The sequence below is a fragment of the Olsenella uli genome (assembly GCF_016900775.1).
Taxonomy (GTDB): Bacteria; Actinomycetota; Coriobacteriia; order Coriobacteriales; family Atopobiaceae; genus Thermophilibacter; species Thermophilibacter uli_A.
In genome coordinates this window covers 1-17,406 of record NZ_JACJKN010000006.1, presented here as the reverse complement: position 1 = coordinate 17,406, position 17,406 = coordinate 1, and the positions used below count along the sequence as shown (strand labels likewise).

Here is a 17,406-nt window from a genome sequence, read left to right as displayed (position 1 = left end):
TGACAAACGCCCCCGGCACCTTTGTCAGGTCAGGTAGGCGAGGAACGCGTTGGCCTCGGCGGCAAGCTCGGAGCGCGCCTCGTCCGTGAGGGCGAGCACGTCCGTCTCGAACGCGCGGCGGTCGAGCCTCACCCCCACCTGCGGCTCTCCCATGAGGTCCATCTGCAGGGCCGCGGCCAGCTCCGCGAGCTTGGCGCGCGCACCGGCGCCCGCGGACGAGCCGGCCGCGGAGCTGAGCGCGAGCCTCTTCCCGCGCGTCACCGCCGTGGCACGATCTCCCGCGACGACGGGCCTGCTCAGCCAGTCGAGGAGGTTCTTGAGGACGCCGGGGTAGCTGTAGTTGTACTCGGGCGTGAAGATCCATATCCCGTCCGCCGCCGCAACGGAGGCGCGCACGCGCTCGACGGAGGCGGGCGGCGGGAACTCGAGGTCCTGGTTCATATACGGGAGGTCGCGGTACTCGAGCGTCTCGACCTCGGCGCGCCCGGCGAGAAGCGCGGCCGCCTCCTCGGCGAGCTGGCGGTTGAAGGACCTCTCCCGCAGGGAGCCAACGATTATCACGATGCGCTTCATGGGACACCTCTCGTCATGCGCGCCAGGCCAGCCCCGCGCGCCCCGTCTTGTGGGCATCGTACCCAGATGCGGGCGCCGCCTTTCTCGCCCGTTAGGGCTTCGTTAGGATCGGGCCCCACCATGGATGACGTCCCGGAAAGACCCGTACGAAAGGACGCACCATGGGATACCTGCTTGAGACGCGCGGCCTCACCAAGCGCTTCGGCCGCGGCGCCGAGGCGCAGACGGCCGTGGCCGACGTGAGCCTCCACCTGCGCGTGGGCGAGGTCTACGGCCTCTTGGGCCCCAACGGCGCCGGCAAGTCCACCACGCTCAAGATGATCTGCGGGATGCTGCGGCCGACCGCCGGAGAGATCCTCTTCGCCGGGCACGCCTGGCGCCGCGAGGACCTCTACGCCATCGGCAGCCTCATCGAGGAGGCGCCGCTCTACCCCAACCTCACCGCGCGCGAGAACCTGCGCGTGCGCGCCACGCTGCTCGGCCTTCCCGAGGGCCGCATCGACGAGGTGCTCGCCGCCGTGGACCTCGCGGACACCGGGAAGAAGCGCGCGGGGCGCTTCTCGATGGGCATGCGGCAGCGGCTGGGGCTCGCGCTGGCCCTTCTCGCCCGTCCGCGCCTTTTGGTGCTGGACGAGCCCACCAACGGCCTCGACCCCATCGGCATCGAGGAGCTGCGCGACCAGATACGCGGATTTGCTGCGGCGGGCACGACGGTGCTCGTCTCCAGCCACATCCTCTCCGAGGTGCAGCAGATGGCGGACACCATCGGCATCATCTACCGGGGGCGCCTTGCCTACGAGGACGCGCTGCGCCCGGGCGAGGACCTCGAGGAGCTCTTCATGAGCGTCTGCCGAGAGGGGCGTGCCGCATGATGACAAAGGTGACCGGGTCGTTTGTCAGGTCGTGCGGTGCGGCCTTCCGGGCCGAGGCGCTGAAGTCGCGCCACTCGGCGCCGGCGCGCATCGCCGTCCTCATGGCGCTGCCGATGCCGCTGCTCGGCGCGATGCCCTACCAGGGCGTGCAGTCCTTCAGCGCGTGGAACTACTGGTACGCGCTCTTTTTGCCCGTGGCGCTCTCGCTCGTGGTGGCGTGCGTCGCGCAGGCGGACGCGCGGGCGCGGATGCGGGGCGTGCTGGGGCTGGGCGTGCCGCTCGAGAGGTCCTGGTGGGCCAAGGCGCTCTGGTGTCTGGCACTTCTCTCCCTCTCCAACCTCGTGGTCTTTGGCATCTACCTCGCCGGGTCCGCGTTCTCCGCCCAGGGCCTCACGGCGGCCGGCGCGCTCACGATGCTCTGCTGCGCGCTCGTCAACACGCTGACCGCGGCGTGGATGATCCCGGCGGGGCTCTGGGCCACGGCGCGCCTCGGCATGCTCGCGGGCATCTTCTGCCCGCTTGCCGTGCAGCTCGTAGGCGGGTTCGCATGGTCGCTGGTGCCGCTGCCGCAGCTCTTCCCGCCGTCGGCGAGCATGGTCATCCCCACGAGCTTCATCCCCGTGCTGCCGAGCGGCGAGCCGCTCGCGGCGGACATGGCGCTCGGCGGGGCGCTCGCAGCGGACGGCGTGCTCACGCTGGCCGGCCTTCTGGTCTGCGCGCTCGCGTTCGTCGCGCTCACGGCGGCGGGCGCGGCCTGGTTCGCGCACTCCGAGGAGCGGTGATCGCCATGGCACGACTCTTTGACCCGACGCCGCGCATGACGCTCGCGCGGGCCCTTCGGTCCGAGGCCCTGCGCCTGGCACGCTCCCCGCTCGTGGCGGTGCACCTCGTCTGCGGCCTGGCCGCCGGCCTTGCCTGCGGCGAGTACTTCTCCGTCGCCCGATGGGACCCGGCGCTGGGCGCGGACGCCTACGCCCAGTTCCTCGGCGCCCTCATACCCCTCATGTCCGCCATCGTCTGCGGGCTCGCCGTGGACGAGGAGCGCGCCGCCGGGCGCCTCGCCAACCTCACGGCGATCCCCTCGCGCGGGCGTGCCGTCGCGGCGAAGTGGCTCGCCCTTGCGGCGCTCGGCGCAGGCGCGCTGGCCGTGGCGCTCGGCGTGTTCGGGGCCGTGCTCGCCGCAGCCGGCCGCCTGCCGCTCGGGCCCGCGCCGCTCACGGCCGCCTGGGCGCTCACCGTGCTCGGCAGCCTGCCGCTCTACACGCTTGGGCTCGCGCTGGCCCTGCGCCTCGGCCGCAACGCGTCCATCGGCACGGGCGCGGCGGGCACGCTCCTCGCATTCTTCTCGGTGGGCGGGCTTGCGCACGGCCTCATGACGGGCGAGCTCACCGGCGCGCTGGCGACCCCGCTCTCCTGGGTCCCGTTTGCGTGGCCCGCGCGCCTGGGGTCGCTCGGGGTGGAGGCCTTCATCGACGTCGCGCGCACGGCGGGGCCGCTCGCCGCGACCGCGCTCGCCGGCGCCGCGCTCTCCCTCGCGGCCGTCGTCGCCCTTCTCACCTGGTTCCGCCGCTTCGAGGACGGGAGGGCCGATGCGTAGGAAGCCGCTCGCCGCCGCCGTGCTCGCCCTCCTCGCCGCGGCGCTCATCCTGGGCGGGAATACCCTGCTCGACGCCGGCTGGGGACCGGCCCTGCGCTCCGTCTCCGACCGTGTTCTGCCCAACCCGGAGGTCACCATGTGGGCGCCCGCGCCCGTGCCCGGAAGCCACACGAGCTCCTACGCCGACGCCACGGGCGCCGGCACCAACTACGTCTACCTTGTGACGGCGGCAGACGCCGACGGCAACGTCCGGGGGCTCCAGCTCATCTTCTTCGGGCGGGAGTCGGACGGCGGGGGCTGGCTCGAGATCGAGGCCCGCGGCGGATCTGGGGTACGCTACCGGGCATGCGACAGGACAGGCGTGCCCCCAAAGGCCCTCGACGCGCTGGGATAGATTGGCCGACGTCGCATACCCCGACATTTTGGGCTCAAATTTGGCCCAAAAAGTCGGGGTATGCGACGTCGGCAGAAGTACCCCCGTTACACCTTCGTTAGAATTGGGCGCCAGACTGGTCTTGGGCGAGCGAGGGGGCGAGAGATGGCGCGCATTCTGGCGATAGACGACGAGCGGGCGATCCTGGACGCCCTCGCGCGCGTCCTGTCACGCGACGGCCACGAGGTCGTGCGCGTCACCGACCCCAGGAGCGTGCCGGGCATGGACCTTGCCCGCTTTGACCTCGTGCTCTGTGACGTCATGATGCCGGGGCTCGACGGCTTCGAGCTCGTGAGGCAGATTCGCCCCTCCTTTGACGGGCCCATCATCTTCCTCACCGCGCGCGTGGCCGAGGAGGACGCCGTCACCGGCTACGGCCTGGGGGCCGACGACTACGTCCGCAAGCCCTTCGGCGCCGCCGAGCTGCGCGCCAAGGTGGCCGCCCACCTGCGCCGCGAGCGCCGGCCGCACGCGCACGCCCTCGCCTTCGGCGACGTGCGGCTCGACCTCGGTGCGCGCGAGCTCTCCGTGGGCGGCCGCGCCCTTTCGCTCACGCCCACCGAGTACGCCATCTGCGAGCTTCTGGCCCGCCACCCCGGGCAGGTCATGAGCCGCGCCCAGATTCGCGAGGCCGTGCTCGGCTGGGAGAGCGACGCCGACGACACGGCCATCTCCATGCAGGTCAGCCGCGCGCGCAAGAAGCTCGCCGCAGCCGGCGCCGACCCAATTGCGACCGTCTGGGGAATGGGGTACAAGTGGCAGCTCTAGGGACCGTGCAAAAGGGACAGGCACCTTTGCACGCCGGCCTGCCGCTCTCCTTTGTGATCGCGCGCTACTTCGCCTACGCGTTCGCGGCGGTTGCTCTGGCGTGGCTCCTCGCGTTCATGGCGATCTCCGCGGCCATCAACCTGGGATGGGTCTACCAGGCGAGCTGGGGGCCCGCCAACGTGCGCGAGGTCGCGGAGGACCTGGCGCACGAGGGCGTCCACGGGCCGCAGGACATACCGACGGCCTACCGCTACCTCGTCACGGACGCGCGCGGCGGCGCGCTGATGACGGATCTCGAGGGGGCGCGGCTCGAGGCCGCGGCGGAGATGGCCCGCGCGGCGCTCGCCGCCGAGCCGGGCACGGTGGAGATAGAGGGCGGCGGCTCGGGCCTCACCTACGCCGCGTTCCCGCTCGCGGACGGCGGCGCGTGCGCGCTCGTCAGCGAGTACCTGCCGCAGTGGGTCTCGCGCGACCTCGCCGGCCTGCTCCCCAACCCGCAGGACCTCATGCTCGCCGCCGGCGTGGCGGGCAGCGCGCTCGCGCTCGCGCTCGTGGCGCGCCGGGCCGCGCGCGTGATCTCCCGCAAGATGGCGCCGCTCGCGGAGGCCGCGGCGCGCGTCGGCCGCGAGGAGCTCGACTTCTCCGTGCGCCGCACCAACGTGCGCGAGGTGAACGACGTCCTCGACGCGATGGACGCCATGCGGGCCTCCCTCGCCGAGTCGCTCGACGCACGCTGGCAGGCGGAGCGCGAGCAGCGCGGGCAGGTGGCCTCGCTCGCGCACGACCTCAAGACCCCGCTCACGGTCCTGCGCGCCAACGCCGACTTCGTGGCGGAGGAGCTGGGCGGCGGCGCGCCGGGTGAGAGGGACGGCGAGCTCGCGGCCGCGGCGCGCGACATCGCCGCCGGTGCCGAGCGCCTGGACGGCTACGTGCGCCTGCTCATCGAGGCGTCGCGCGGGCAGGATGCGCCGGCAAAGGCGCCCGTGCGGCCGGCGGCGCTCTGCGCGCAGGTCGTGGCCGAGGCCGGGCCCGTCGCGCGGGCGCACGGCGTGGAGCTCGTCGCGGACGTCGCCCCTGCCGTCGCGGGCGCGCCCGAGGCCCCGCTCGACCGCGCCGCCCTGGCACGCGCCGCCGCGAACCTCGTCGCCAACGCCGCCGAGCACGCGCGCTCGCGCGTCGAGCTCTCGTGCTCGCTTACAGATGAGGCGCTGGTCATCGAGGTCGCCGATGACGGGCCGGGCTTCTCCCCCGCCGCCCTCGAGCACGGATGCGAGCGCCTCTTCACCGACGACGCCTCCCGCGCCGCGCGCGGCGGCGAGCGCCACTATGGCCTCGGCCTCTACGCGGCGGCGGAGGCCGCCCGCGCCCACGGCGGCAATGTCCTTCTCGCCAACCGCGCCTCGGGCGGGGCCGTGGCCGGCATCACAATCCCGCTCCGCGCGCGATGACCCTCCGCACGGCTGCAACCACCCCACTTTCCTAAGCGGCCATCTACCTGAGACGATGCGAGTATTCGCAGGTAGATGGCCTTCTTTTTGTGCTTAGAAACTCGCGGTCGTTGCAGCGGCGGAAGCAGTGCGGCGCCCGCACGGCCCTTCGACGGGCTCCTCCCCCAGCGCGGCGAGGGCGGCGCCGCGCGCGTGGATGAGGGTGGTGTCAAAGAGCGGGACGTCCGTGTCCTGCGGGCGGACGAGCAGGCCGATCTCCGTGCAGCCGAGGATGACGCCCTGCGCGCCGCGCGCGGCGAGGTCGTCGATGATGCGGAGGAACTCGGCGCGGGAGCCGTCGCGGATCTCGCCGCGGCAGAGCTCGTCGAAGATCACGCGGTTCACGAGGGCGCGGTCCTTCTCGCCCGGCGTGAGCACGGTGAGGCCACGACGCTCGAGGACGCCCGTATAGAAGTCCTGCTCCATGGTGTAGCGGGTGCCGAGGAGTCCCACCGTGGCCACGCCCGCGCCCTCGAGTGCGTCTGCCGTCATGTCTGCGATGTGGAGCAGCGGTATGCCGACCGCCGATGCGACCTCGCCCGCCACCTTGTGCATGGTGTTGGTGCAGATGAGGACCATGTCCGCGCCGGCCCGCTCGAGGGCGCGCGCCGCGCCGGCGAGGATCTGGGCGCTCCTGTCCCAGTCTCCCGACGACTGGCAGCGCTCTATCTCGTCGAAATCCACGCTGTAGAGGACGATGCGGGCGGAGTGGAGCCCGCCCAGCCGCTCCGCCACCACGCGGTTGATGACCTGGTAATAGGTGACGGTACTCTCCCAACTCATACCGCCGATGAGTCCGATGGTCTTCATTGCGCCTCCCTTGCGCAGCGGGCCTGTCCCGCTGCTGCGGAGATTCTAGGCTCGTGGGCCAATGCGTCCGAAAGTTGAGCGGAATCGCAACAAAGCGCGGGCGAGAAGAACCTGTCAAAATGCTGATTCTGCCGTTTTGCGAGGATAACCTCGGAACGGACAACGATAAAAACTAGAGCGCATCCGCTATGCGGACACGCCCTTACAAAACCCGAAGGTTTTACATCTATTCGAATTGTGCCCGTTTCGGCGTCCAAATGTCAACGAGCTTCATGATGAAATCGAAGTATGACGTAAGCGACCCATCGGCAGGGCAGAGGGGCCGGACGGCATCGAACGCCTCTCGGACGGTTTCCATTGCCTCGGAATGGCGTGTGCGTGTGGACTCACGCCTGCAGAACTCGCTCGATGCAAAGAGCACGGCGGCTATCTGGGCAACCCGAAGGTTCCTCATCTTTGAGCGACGTGACTTGCTGCTCTTGAGACCGTGCTCGTTCATGGAGGCGGCAATAGGATTCGAGGTCGGGAAATCTGCCCGCTCAGACGTTACGGAGAAACCGTTGATGATGCAGCTGTTGTGACAAACGGCGTTTCTGATGGCCTTGACGGACTTGAGGACGTAGTGCAGGCGCCTCATGTCGCGGTCGCCCCACCTACGAGCACAGAAGAGCCACAGGTCGCAGAAGCGCCCGAACTCAACCACCTCGAGGAAAACCCACAACGGGTAGCCTTCGACGCGATAGTGAGCAATGAGAGCTCCAGAGTACTCATCACGCGACTCACCGTCCCGGGCACGCCACCCAAGCCCGCCCGTAACGCGTGCGTGGTCACGTGGCGTAAGGTCGGCGAGGTAGTCTTCCACGATCTGATAGCCGTCCTCGCCCTCGACGATCGCTCGGTTGAGCAGGCAAACGCGCGCGAAGTGCTCGACGTCGATGCAAATCTCTCGAAGGGCCGACCGCAGCACGCGGTCGGCAGATGACAGGCGGCGAAGAGCTTCGAAGTCGAGGCCAACGTACTCGCCGGCGCGCTTCCCCTCTATCTGCATGGGATAGAGCTTGCGGTATGACGCCGCGCGAAGGTAGTTGTTGGCATGGGTCAGGTAGTCGGCGGCCTCCCCCTCCGAGCACCGCTCGAAGGTCACGCCGCGTGCCTTGAGGGCGGCAACGAGTTGCGTGGGCGTCATGAAAGGCTTGTGGGCAGGCGTTGCTATCTTCTCATCCAGGCGATTCTCGAGTTTGCATCTCTCCGTCGAATCCGTCACGAGCGGCCTCCTCGGTTCCGCGGGAGACCATTCTATCAGTGGCCGAGAAGCTCAGAGCCTCATCACCTGATCGGCCACGCCGTCGAAGAGCCCCTCGTGATCGACCATGACGACGAGGCTGTCACGCGCAAGGCGGGCGAGCAGGTCGCGCAGCGAGGCCTTGGCAGCGGGGTCGAAATCTGTCACCGGCTCGTCGCCTCCTCGCCGGAAGGACGCGTCGCCGCGTCGACGATCTCCTGGTAGCGGGGATCGTCTCCGGCGAGGTCGCGCCACTCGGGGGAGGTCACCCGCTCGGCGGCCTGCTGGAGCAGGGCGCGGCGCAGGTCATCCAGCTGTCGCGCCTTGTGCTCGGCCCAGGCCTCGCCGGCCCGGGCGGGGTCGAGGCGCCCGGCCATGCGGTCCCAGAGCGGGGAGTCGGACGGGTCCGGGCCCGCCGGGTCGGCCGCCACGGCGTCGACCGCCCGCGCAAGCGCCGCGAGCGCCTCGTCCTTCTCGCCCGCGCGACGCAGGGTCTCGGCCACCTCAAAGGCCATCGTGGCCGAGAAGAACGGGTTCACCGCGCCCATGCCCAGCGCCGCAAAGACCGCCTCGGCAGCGTCGCCGGCCGCCCGTGCGAAGGCCGCGTCGCCCCGCATCCCCACCTCCTGCATGAGCGAAGAGAGCACGAAGCTCGCCGCGCGAAGGCGCTCCGCCTGCAGGAGGTCGAGGGCGTCATCATCACGGCCGAGCTTGCGGTAGGCCGAGGCCAGGAGCATCGTCGGCGCGCCCGCGTCCTGCCGGCGCACGAGCGGCTCCAGGAGCGCCGCGGCCTCCTCGTGCCGCTCCGCCTGGAAGAGCGTCGTGGCCTTCTGCTGCTGCGCAAGGTAGAGAGTCGAGGGGTCCGTGGACAGCTCGAGCACGCGGTCGAGCAGGGCGAGCGCCTCGTCCGTGAGCGCGGCGGCCTCGAGCGCGCCGTCCTTCTCCCCCGCCGGCGCGAACGGCGTGGCCATGCCCGCCGCCCACACCGTAAGGAGCGACGCCAGCATGAGCAGCAGGTTCACGTCGGAATAATGCGCGGCAGCAAGCTCGCGCAGCCGCTCGTGCGCGGCGGCGAGGTCCTTCTCGCCCAGCGCGTAGACCTCGGCGTAGAGCGCGGCGGACTCCTCCTGGGTGAGCTCGTCGCGCCAGTCGAAGAGCTCGTCCAAAGAAAGCGAGAAGTACGCGGCGATGCGCGGCAGCAGGCTCACGTCCGGCAGGCTCTGGCCGAGCTCCCACTTTGAGACGGCGGCCTTAGAGACGCTCAGGTGGGCGGCCAGCGTCTCCTGCGTGACGCCCCTGCGGCGGCGCTCACGCGCGATGGTGCGGCCGATGTTGATCGTTTCTCTCATGATGTGCTCCCTCGACGCGGCGGATGGGCGGCGGCCGGCTGCCGTCTCCAGTATGCGGTCGAGCGGGAGTGGAATCAAAGGAGCGCTGGTTGACGTTTTGCTCGCGGGGTCAACAGCCGCTCGACGCCAGGGCTCAAAAAAGACGGCCCAAACGGAACCGGCCGTGCTAGAATCCCCGGCAAGACAGCAAGCACTCGATTTCCTTTTGGAGCGCATCAAGCACAACAAACCAAAGACCACATCAGTAGCCCGCCGGGGTTTTGTCCATTGTGTAGTAGGCCTGCGTTACACAAACGCGGGCCTACTTTTTTGTGTAGGAGGAAGAACATGCTGATCTTACTTGGCACCACCCTGACCGCAAGCTTCTTTGACAGCCTGAACCCGTCCGCCATCGCGCAGCAGATGCTGCTCCAGGCCATGGTGAAAAGAAAACGGCACATCTGGTTCTTCATCCTTGGCATCGGGACGGCAAACCTGCTGATGGGCCTAGCCATCTACTACGGGATCGCCACGTGGGTGTCCAAGCTGCTCGCGCAGGTCGTCGGCTCCTACCCGCTGCAGGTGTATGGCGCGGCGGCGGTGGGCGGCGCGGCCCTGCTGGTTGCCGGGCTGCGGCTCGTTCTTGTGACGAGGCGCAGCAACGCCGAGAGGGACGAGACCGAGTGCGCGGAGACCGGCGAGGTGAAGGCCCCCGCCCAGCTCTCGCCCGTGTCCCTTTTCATCATGGGGGCGGCGTTTTGCATGGTGGAGCTGACGAGCGCCTTCCCGTACTTCGGCTTCCTGGCGCTCCTGACGAGCTACGACCCGGTGTTCCCGGCGGCGATGCTGCTGATTGGGGTCTACGACTTCATGTACGTGCCGCCCCTCATCCTGCTCTACTTTGGCTACAACCGCCTGCAGGGGACGACGGCCATCATCAAGCTGGAGAGCGTACTGGAGAAGGTGTCGTCCTACATCGTCCCAGCGGTGGTGAGCCTGGTGGGGGCTCTGCTGGTCTACTACGGCGCGACGTCGCTGCTCTCCGTCTAGGGCACAACGGCTCAGGAGGTCTCTCATGAATAGAATCGTTACCATCAGCCGGGAGTTCGGAAGCGGGGGCCGCGAGGTGGGCCGGCGCCTGGCGGAGGCGATGGGGGTCGCGTACTACGACCAGGAGATCGTCGCCGCCCTCATGCGGCGCTCGAAGGCCGCCGAGGAGTACGTCCGCTACATGGAGGAGCAGCGCCCGCTGCCGCTGCTCCCCATCACGACCGCGCGCACGTTTGGCCTGCCAACGAACCAGGCCGTCACGGAGAACCTGGACTTCTACCTGCAGGAGAGCCGGGTCATACAGGAGGTCGCCGAGGCGTCCGACTGCGTGATCGTGGGGAGGTGCGCGGACTACGTGCTGCGCGACCTGAGCCCGGTGCGCCTGTTCGTCTACGCGGACATGGAGCACAAGGTCGCCCGCTGCCAGGAGAAGGGCGACGACGCGGAGGAGCTCACGGTCTCTGAGCTGCGCAGGAAGATCGCGTCCGTGGACAAGAGGCGGGCGCGGTACTACCAGTTCTACACCAGCCAGCTCTGGGGAAGGAAGGAGCACTACGACCTGTGCGTCAACACGTCGCGCCACGCCCAGGCCAAGGACCTCATCCCCGGCCTGGCGGCGCTGGTCGAGCGCTATGCCAAGGGAGAGGGTGGCGGCTGCTAGCGTGGCGGGGCCTTCGTCCTGCGGGGCCGGGCGAGAAACGCGCGCGACCCCGCAGGCCCGCTCACGCCGAGCGGGTCGCCGCGTCAAGGATGCCGGGGAAGGCGTTGGCTGCATAGAGGGGTATGTTTACCAGCCAGTCCTGCTCCTTCAATCCGCGTAGCGAGAAGCGCGCGGCCCTCTTGAGCCCATAGTCCCGCACGAATGCGGCAAGGCTCCCCCCGGCGATGTTCTCGTCCGCCTTGACCTCAACGGGGACAGGGCGTCCTGCAACCTCAAGTAGGAAATCGACCTCGCCCTTCTTCTGCTTGCCGTCTGCTGACCAGTAGTACGGCACCATGCCGCCCGCCACGAGCTGCTGGCACACGAACTGCTCGGCATAGACTCCCTTGTACTCGGTGAAGAGCCGGTCCCCCTCCACGAGCACGCGAGGCTCGAGCCCCGTCGCGGCACCGAGAAGCCCAATGTCGAGCAGGTAGAGCTTGAAGTATGTCTCGTCAGCGTATCCCTTGAGCGGAATACCTGGCTTAGTTGCGCGCGGGACCTTGGTGACCAGGCCCGCATCGACAAGCCACGCGACCGCATCCCGGTAGTCGCGCCCACGCCCACCTTCCCGGACGGAGGCGTAACTGAACCGACGGAGGTCGCTCTCCCGCGCAAGCTGAACGGGCACTGACCTCCATGTCTGCCGGATGCGCTCCACTTCGACGGCGCTTTCAACGTGCTTGGAGAAGTCATGCTCGTAGTCCGCAAGCAGCGTCTGCTGTACCGCTCGCGCCGCCGCAAAGTCCCCGGTCTCGCTGTAGCGCTTCACCGCCTCGGGCATGCCGCCTACGTAGTAATAGGTGCGCAGGAGGTCGGTCAGGCGCTCCGAAAAGACGCTGATGAGATCGGCGTCACCGTGGGCAATCGCGTCGGCGAGCGTTGGGTTGCCGACCTCGCGGACAAACTCGTCAAACGAAAGGGGGTGCAGGTCAAGATAGTCGACCTTCCCAACGGGCCACGACGTGCCAGTGCCGTCTTTTCCACGCTCTCGACTGAGAGCCACGCCGAGAAGGGACCCTGCTGCAACCACGGGCACGTCAGGTCGCTGCTCGCAAAACATCTTGAGGGCGGTGATGGCGCGCGGGCATTCCTGGATCTCATCGAGAAACACGAGCGTTCTGCCGTCACGGGGATTGGTCCCCGTTGCCGCCCCGATGATGGTGAGCAGACGTTCCGCATCGAGGCTTCCCCCGAAGGCCCGCTTCATGTCCTCGTTCTCCAGAAACACGACATGAGCTATGGAATCGTAGCGATCCGCTCCGAAGGCGAGGACGAGCCACGTCTTTCCCACCTGACGGGCGCCGTTGACGATGAGCGGCTTGCGACTGGGGCTGTCGCTCCACGAGTGGAGCCTGGTCATAGCGTTGCGATACATCCCCGACCTCGATTCTGGCGGATACCGGTTTCGGTATGAGCCATATTTTGGCGGAAACCGATATCGGTATCAACCAAATGATGGCGGATGCCGAATTCGGTATCCGCCATCATAGAGGAGGCCCGAAGCAGGTCTGTCTGAGGCATAATGCCGTTAAAAGCTTTGACGAGCCAGACGAACGGCGGAGGGGAGCCCATGGACCACGTGACCGACCGCATCCGGCATGAGCTCGAGGCGCTGGCCGACCCCGCGTACCGCGACTTCCAGGCGAGGCTCGTGCCGACGGTCGACCCCGCGCGCATCCTCGGCGTGCGCACGCCGGCGCTGCGCAGCTACGCCCGGCAGCTCGCCCGCGAGCGTCCCGCCGACGCGCGCGCCTTCCTCGCCGCGCTCCCGCACGAGACCTACGACGAGAACAACCTGCACGGCGAGCTCATCGGCCGCGTCACCAAGACGCCCGCGGAGGCGTTCGAACTGCTCGACACGTTCCTGCCGCTCGTCGACAACTGGGCGACCTGCGACCTCATCCGCGTTCCCGCCTTCAAGCGCGACCTGCCGGCGGTACTCGAGCGCATCTACGGTTGGATCGCCGCAGAACCGGAGTACATGGTGCGCTTCGGCGTGGTCCAGCTCATGACGCTCTTTCTGGACGACGCCTTCGAGCCCGGGCACCTCGCGCTCGTGGCCGCCATCGCCCGCCCCGAGTACTACGTCAACATGGCGCGCGCCTGGTACTTCTCGTTTGCCCTGATAAAGCAGCCGGCGGCGACGCTGCCCCTCTTTGAGCGGCGGCCCTGCGCCCTCGACGTCTGGACGCACAACAAGGCGCTCCAGAAGGCGCGCGAGAGCCGCCGCGTCACCCCGGAGCAGAAGGCGTACCTGCAGTCGCTCAAGGTGCGAGTCTCCCCGCAGGTCAAGTGACGGCGCCATTCCCGAAGTCGTGTCGGTTTTGTGACCCGCCCCCGGCAACGTGGAATAATGCTTCTGTCAATCAAGCGCGTATAACGGTTCAGCGCGGGGCATGCAGGTGCCTCGCGCTTTTTTTGTTTGCGCGCGCGTCGAAAGGAGTCCGGTTTTGCAGTTTCACATGCGCCTTCCCCGCAACAAGCGGGAGTTCTGCCTCTTCATGGCGGTCATCTCGGTGATTTCGGTCAACATCATCGCGCCCGTCATCACCTGCTTCGAGATGGGCTTCTCGCTCTCCGCCTGGGCGGCGGCGCTCCATGCCATGCCCCTCATCTGGCTCGCCGTCATCGCGTGCGTGCTCGCCACCTACTACCCCGCCGAGTGGGTCACGGCACGCTTCCTCGCAGAGGGCGACTCCTACAACGCGCACGTCCTCGTGAACATCCTGGCCACGGTGTGCATGATGTCGGTCGTCCTCACCGTCGTGGCGCCCTGGATCGCCTCCGGCCAGGTCTCGATGGAGCCCGTCGAGCACTTCTTCCTCCGCTGGCCGCGCAACTTCGCGGTGTCGTTTGCCGTCAAGGCGCTCGTGGCGCAGCCCATCGCCCGCGCGGTCATGAACCGGCTGCACCTCGCGCTCGACGCGCGGCGCGCGCAGGTTGCGGCGTAGCGCGCAAACGCCGTTACCCCCCTCGACAATGGGCGGGGAGCGCCCTGGCGTGAGAGCGGCTCATGATCCACTCACGGGCGCGCGTCACCGGCATTGCGATGATGCGCGCCCCAACCCCGCCCAGCCAAGCGCCCCATTAGTCGCTATGGGCGTCATGGGCGAGAAGCGACGGCACCTGCGCGAGGCAGACGCCCGCGAGAATCACCGCCACCCCGAGCCACTCGATGACGCCGAGCGGCTCGCCGAGCACGACCATGGCGATGAGAAGCCCCGCAGGGAGCTCCGCCGCGGCCATGACGGTGGAAAGGCCAGCGGGCAGGTAGGGCGAGCCCAGGCCGAAGAGCAGCACCGGGCACATGAGGCCGAAGAAGCCAGCTACCGCCGCAAAGGGCAGGATGCCTTGGAAGACGACGCCCGATGCCAGGTAGTCCGGGCACACGGTGAGCGACATGACGCCCGCCCCCAGGCACACCACGACACCGCGCTGCTCGTTGGAGCAGGGCGCCTTCACCTTGCCGGAGAGCGTCACGAAGAGCGAGCAGGTCACGGCGGCGCCGAGGGCGCAGCTAAGGGCCACCGGGTCGTAGCCCGCGAGCCCCGTCTTGTAGACGCCGCTCGCGAACACGGTGCCGAGCACAATGACCGCCGCCGAAGCGACCTCCACGGGGCGCGGGGCCCGGCGCGTCGCGACGGTCTGCCAGACAAGCCCCATCCACGTGAACTGGAAGAGCAGCGTGAGGGCGACCGACGCAGGCAGCACGCTCATGGCATAGCAGTACAGAATCGAGGTGGTGCAGGTGAGGGCCCCGAGCCCCATGAGCTTGAGCGCCTGTTTGCCGGCCAGACGCTCCCACCGCCTGCCGCGCAGGCGACCAACCAGCGCCGCAAGGGCAAAGAACAGGCACCCGAACCACGCCTGGCTCGCCACCACCTGCGCGGAGGTGAAGCCCGCCGCGTAGGCGAGCTTGTAGGTCGTTGCCATCGCCCCGTAGCAGGCGCCGCCCGCAAACACCTGGAGCGCCGCCACCGCCCGACGGCGTCCCGAGGGCCCCGTCCCCGCAGACGGCATCGGCTGATCAATCACGTTCTCCATACCCATCCTTCCTCTCGCCCCGCACCGCGGGGCTTCGGCCCTATGCGTCTCGGGCTCTCGGAAGGAGGCTGACCGTACGCCGCGTGGTCAACTGGCACGAAAAAGCCGCACAACCGGAGCTCCGTTGTGCGGCAAAAAGGTGGCTCGCGCCCAGAAAAGTCCACACGATTTTAGACGGTCAAAACCGTACGATTCTCAGCTGTGGAAGTCAAGCGAGCCCTCATGGCACCCAACGCCTCGCACAAGGCATCCCGCGCTTCGCGCGAAAACGCATTGAGCGTAACGGCGTCGTCACAGCAGAAGGACCCCGCTTGGGGTGGGCATGCTGCGGCACGGGCATGTGCCCCGCCGCCGAGCGCTACGCCAGCCGGTCGCGCTCGGCGGCGAGCTCGCGCGCGAAGCGACGGCACGCCCACGCGGCGAGAAGAACGCCCACCCCAGCCCACACGGCAACGAGTGCCGCCAGCACCGGTACCGGCGCCGCAGCCCCCATCCCGCACGCGGCGCGCAGCAGCTCGACGGGCACCCCCAGCGGCCAGAACCACGTGAACGTGCGCACGGCGTCCGACATGAACGCGAGGACGGGCGCCACGGTGACCACCGTGAGCGGCACGGCGAGCAGGCTCGACGCCATCTGCTCGCGCGCGGAGAGGCCGGCGGCAAGGCCCGCGAGCAAAAGCGGCTGGGTGGCCACGGCGGAAAGCGCGAGCAGGGCGGCGGAAGCCGTGGGCACAAGCCCCAGCAGCAGGCAGGCGACGGCCTGGGTGACGAGCGTCACGCACGTGGCGGAGAGCCACTTGGAGACGGCGAGCTCGCCCGCCGTCACGCCCACCTCCAGCAGCGTGCCGTACGCCCCGCGCTCCCGCTCCTCCGCCATGACGTAGAGCTCGGTCACGCAGCCGGCGAACGCCGGGGCAATGCAGAAGGCGGCGACCAGGGCAAACGCCTCCGCCTCGCCGCTCGTCAGCCGGGCAGAGCCCGCCGCCACGCCGCCGATGAACGCCGTGAGCAGCGCGCCCGCGCCGCACGACATGAGCACCGTGGGGTTGCGGACGGCGTCCGCGAGGTCGCGTGCCACGAGCGCGCGTATGATTCCAAGCCGCGTTGCCATGTGCCCCATCATAGCCGATATACTGGACGCGCCCGCCCCGCCCGAAGGAGGAGCCCCGTGCCGCAGCCCGCCTCATATGACACCGTCGAGGACCTTCTTGCCGCCCGCGAGGGAGAGGGCGTGCACCTCGAGTGCGCACGCGAGACCGTGGACCGCGCCGTGCGGTTTGTCCACGAGCGCTACGCGCGCCGCCGCTGCGCGTTCTACGTCTCCACGGACAGGGGCTTTGACCGCGAGACCGTCCGCACCTACCTGAGGTTCTTCTCGCGCCTTGCCGGGGGAGCCGTGGCGCCGGAGGACGCGATGGCCCACTTTGGCCTCGTCCCGGCCGCGCGCACGCAGGTGAGGAGGCTCACCGAGGAGCAGCGCGCGCTCATGAACTTCGCCCGCATGAGCCTCTTCGAGCCGGAGGTCGTCTTCTGCGAGCGGCCGCTCGCCGACGTCACGCCCGCCACGCGCGGTCTTGTGACCGCATGGATGGGCCAGGTGGCAGACGCCGGCGGCATCCTCATCACCGCGGGCGAGCCCCTGCGCGAGGCCCTGCTCATGCCCGGGACCGCCTTCTATGAGGAGGACGGGCGGCTCTGGGAGGCCAAGACCGCCGTGGGAGCGGAGGACGAGAAGGACGCGGGGGTCGCCTTTGCGGGCGACGAGGTGCGCGTCTTCAAGGTGCCGGCCCGCGCGGGCGCGGCGACGCTGCTCTTTGACCCGCGCGAGGTGGACTTCGTGGAGAGCGTGAACCGGCAGAACTTCGCCTCCGTGCGCGGCGAGCTCTACCCCGTCACGATGACGCTCGACGAGCTTGAGGCCGAGCTCGAGCGCTTTGGCTTCTTCCGCTGCCACCGCTCCTACATCGTGAACGTGCAGAAGGTGGCCAAGGTCGAGCGCTTCACGCGCAACAGCTTCAACCTCACGCTGGCCGACGCGGCGGCCACCCAGATCCCGCTCGCCAAGGGGCGGGCCGACGCCATGCGCGAGCGCTACGGCTGGCGGTAGACGCGGGTCTCCCAAAGTCCGGCCCGGCCTGCGCTGCAGGTAGACGGCCTCTCGCCCAACGGTCGATTGACATGGCGCGACGCTCAGGGCAGCATCGGGGCATCCCGACCGCACTCGCGAAGGAGCCCCCATGCCAGACGCCCCCAACGCCCGCCCGCTCGACGCCGCCACGCTCGGCTCCTTTATCGCCCGCGTCCGCGCCGAGCGCGGCCTCACGCAGCGCCAGCTCGCCGAGCGGCTCTACGTGAGCGACAAGACCGTCTCAAAGTGGGAGCGCGGGCTCAGCCTGCCCAGCGTGCCACTGCTCGTGCCGCTCGCAGACGCGCTCGGGCTCTCCATCTCCGAGCTCATG

At 69.0% G+C, this 17,406-nt stretch carries 20 protein-coding genes; 12 read left to right on the top strand and 8 right to left on the bottom strand.

What is annotated here, in order from left to right; all coding sequences use genetic code 11:
* Nucleotides 1-24 precede the first annotated feature (24 nt).
* Complete coding sequence (locus H6A23_RS05100; protein WP_204831117.1) at nt 25-573, bottom strand: NADPH-dependent FMN reductase; 549 nt, start codon at nt 571-573, stop codon at nt 25-27.
* 161 nt (nt 574-734) lie between these two features.
* Here H6A23_RS05100 and H6A23_RS05095 point away from each other — a divergent pair, with 161 nt between their 5' ends.
* The 6 genes from H6A23_RS05095 to H6A23_RS11680 all read left to right on the top strand — a co-directional run bounded on the left by H6A23_RS05095 (nt 735) and on the right by H6A23_RS11680 (nt 5,691).
* Nucleotides 735-1,445: a lantibiotic protection ABC transporter ATP-binding protein gene (locus H6A23_RS05095; protein WP_204831116.1), complete on the top strand. Its 711-nt coding sequence runs from the start codon at nt 735-737 to the stop codon at nt 1,443-1,445.
* Nucleotides 1,442-2,227, top strand: coding sequence for a hypothetical protein (locus tag H6A23_RS05090; protein WP_286165827.1), 786 nt, complete (start codon nt 1,442-1,444; stop codon nt 2,225-2,227). The genes H6A23_RS05095 and H6A23_RS05090 overlap by 4 nt, the downstream gene beginning before the upstream one ends.
* A 5-nt stretch (nt 2,228-2,232) precedes the next feature.
* Nucleotides 2,233-3,042, top strand: coding sequence for a lantibiotic ABC transporter permease (locus H6A23_RS05085; protein ID WP_204831115.1), 810 nt, complete (start codon nt 2,233-2,235; stop codon nt 3,040-3,042).
* Entirely contained in the window at nt 3,035-3,436 is a 402-nt protein-coding gene (locus tag H6A23_RS05080; protein ID WP_204831114.1) for a hypothetical protein, read from the top strand. The genes H6A23_RS05085 and H6A23_RS05080 overlap by 8 nt, the downstream gene beginning before the upstream one ends.
* A gap of 144 nt (nt 3,437-3,580) precedes the next feature.
* Nucleotides 3,581-4,243, top strand: coding sequence for a response regulator transcription factor (locus tag H6A23_RS05075; RefSeq protein ID WP_204831113.1), 663 nt, complete (start codon nt 3,581-3,583; stop codon nt 4,241-4,243).
* On the top strand, nt 4,231-5,691 hold the full coding sequence (locus H6A23_RS11680; RefSeq protein ID WP_204831112.1) for a sensor histidine kinase: 1,461 nt from the start codon (nt 4,231-4,233) through the stop codon (nt 5,689-5,691). Before H6A23_RS05075 ends, H6A23_RS11680 begins: the two co-directional genes overlap by 13 nt.
* A 93-nt stretch (nt 5,692-5,784) precedes the next feature.
* Here the strand turns inward: H6A23_RS11680 and H6A23_RS05065 are convergent, their stop codons facing one another.
* From H6A23_RS05065 to H6A23_RS05055, 4 genes are all read right to left on the bottom strand, one after another.
* The gene (locus H6A23_RS05065) at nt 5,785-6,540 is read right to left on the bottom strand and encodes an aspartate/glutamate racemase family protein (protein WP_204831111.1); all 756 of its coding nucleotides are present in this window, start codon (nt 6,538-6,540) and stop codon (nt 5,785-5,787) included.
* Nucleotides 6,541-6,766: 226 nt separating this feature from the next.
* On the bottom strand, nt 6,767-7,804 hold the full coding sequence (locus H6A23_RS05060; protein ID WP_204831110.1) for an Abi family protein: 1,038 nt from the start codon (nt 7,802-7,804) through the stop codon (nt 6,767-6,769).
* Nucleotides 7,805-7,855: 51 nt separating this feature from the next.
* Nucleotides 7,856-7,990, bottom strand: coding sequence for a hypothetical protein (locus H6A23_RS11485; RefSeq protein ID WP_286165826.1), 135 nt, complete (start codon nt 7,988-7,990; stop codon nt 7,856-7,858).
* A complete protein-coding gene (locus tag H6A23_RS05055; RefSeq protein ID WP_204831109.1) occupies nt 7,987-9,171 on the bottom strand; it encodes a helix-turn-helix domain-containing protein in 1,185 nt (394 codons plus the stop codon). The genes H6A23_RS11485 and H6A23_RS05055 overlap by 4 nt, the downstream gene beginning before the upstream one ends.
* Before the next feature lie 327 nt (nt 9,172-9,498).
* Here H6A23_RS05055 and H6A23_RS05050 point away from each other — a divergent pair, with 327 nt between their 5' ends.
* Both H6A23_RS05050 and H6A23_RS05045 read left to right on the top strand, forming a co-directional pair.
* Complete coding sequence (locus H6A23_RS05050) at nt 9,499-10,200, top strand: hypothetical protein (protein ID WP_204831108.1); 702 nt, start codon at nt 9,499-9,501, stop codon at nt 10,198-10,200.
* 25 nt (nt 10,201-10,225) lie between these two features.
* A complete protein-coding gene (locus H6A23_RS05045; protein ID WP_204831107.1) occupies nt 10,226-10,861 on the top strand; it encodes an AAA family ATPase in 636 nt (211 codons plus the stop codon).
* A 61-nt stretch (nt 10,862-10,922) separates the two neighbouring features.
* Here H6A23_RS05045 and H6A23_RS05040 read toward each other — a convergent pair whose 3' ends face one another.
* A complete protein-coding gene (locus tag H6A23_RS05040) occupies nt 10,923-12,263 on the bottom strand; it encodes an ATP-binding protein (RefSeq protein WP_286165825.1) in 1,341 nt (446 codons plus the stop codon).
* A 210-nt stretch (nt 12,264-12,473) separates the two neighbouring features.
* On the opposite strand from H6A23_RS05040, the gene H6A23_RS05035 reads away from it, so the two are divergent.
* On the top strand, nt 12,474-13,199 hold the full coding sequence (locus tag H6A23_RS05035) for a DNA alkylation repair protein (protein ID WP_204831105.1): 726 nt from the start codon (nt 12,474-12,476) through the stop codon (nt 13,197-13,199).
* Nucleotides 13,200-13,353: 154 nt separating this feature from the next.
* A complete protein-coding gene (locus H6A23_RS05030) occupies nt 13,354-13,854 on the top strand; it encodes a hypothetical protein (RefSeq protein WP_204831104.1) in 501 nt (166 codons plus the stop codon).
* 136 nt (nt 13,855-13,990) lie between these two features.
* On the opposite strand, the gene H6A23_RS05025 is transcribed toward H6A23_RS05030, so the two are convergent.
* Together H6A23_RS05025 and H6A23_RS05020 are read right to left on the bottom strand one after the other, a co-directional pair.
* Nucleotides 13,991-14,947 carry a DMT family transporter gene (locus H6A23_RS05025; RefSeq protein ID WP_204831103.1) on the bottom strand — a complete coding sequence of 319 codons (957 nt, stop codon included), beginning with the start codon at nt 14,945-14,947 and terminating at the stop codon, nt 13,991-13,993.
* 358 nt (nt 14,948-15,305) lie between these two features.
* Nucleotides 15,306-16,058 carry an ABC transporter permease gene (locus H6A23_RS05020; RefSeq protein ID WP_204831102.1) on the bottom strand — a complete coding sequence of 251 codons (753 nt, stop codon included), beginning with the start codon at nt 16,056-16,058 and terminating at the stop codon, nt 15,306-15,308.
* 57 nt (nt 16,059-16,115) lie between these two features.
* On the opposite strand from H6A23_RS05020, the gene H6A23_RS11675 reads away from it, so the two are divergent.
* Nucleotides 16,116-17,054 (top strand): LytTR family DNA-binding domain-containing protein, encoded by a 939-nt coding sequence (locus H6A23_RS11675; protein WP_204831101.1) that lies wholly within the window; start codon nt 16,116-16,118, stop codon nt 17,052-17,054.
* 130 nt (nt 17,055-17,184) lie between these two features.
* Nucleotides 17,185-17,406: helix-turn-helix domain-containing protein (locus H6A23_RS05010; RefSeq protein ID WP_204831100.1), on the top strand; the 222-nt coding region annotated here is incomplete at its 3' end.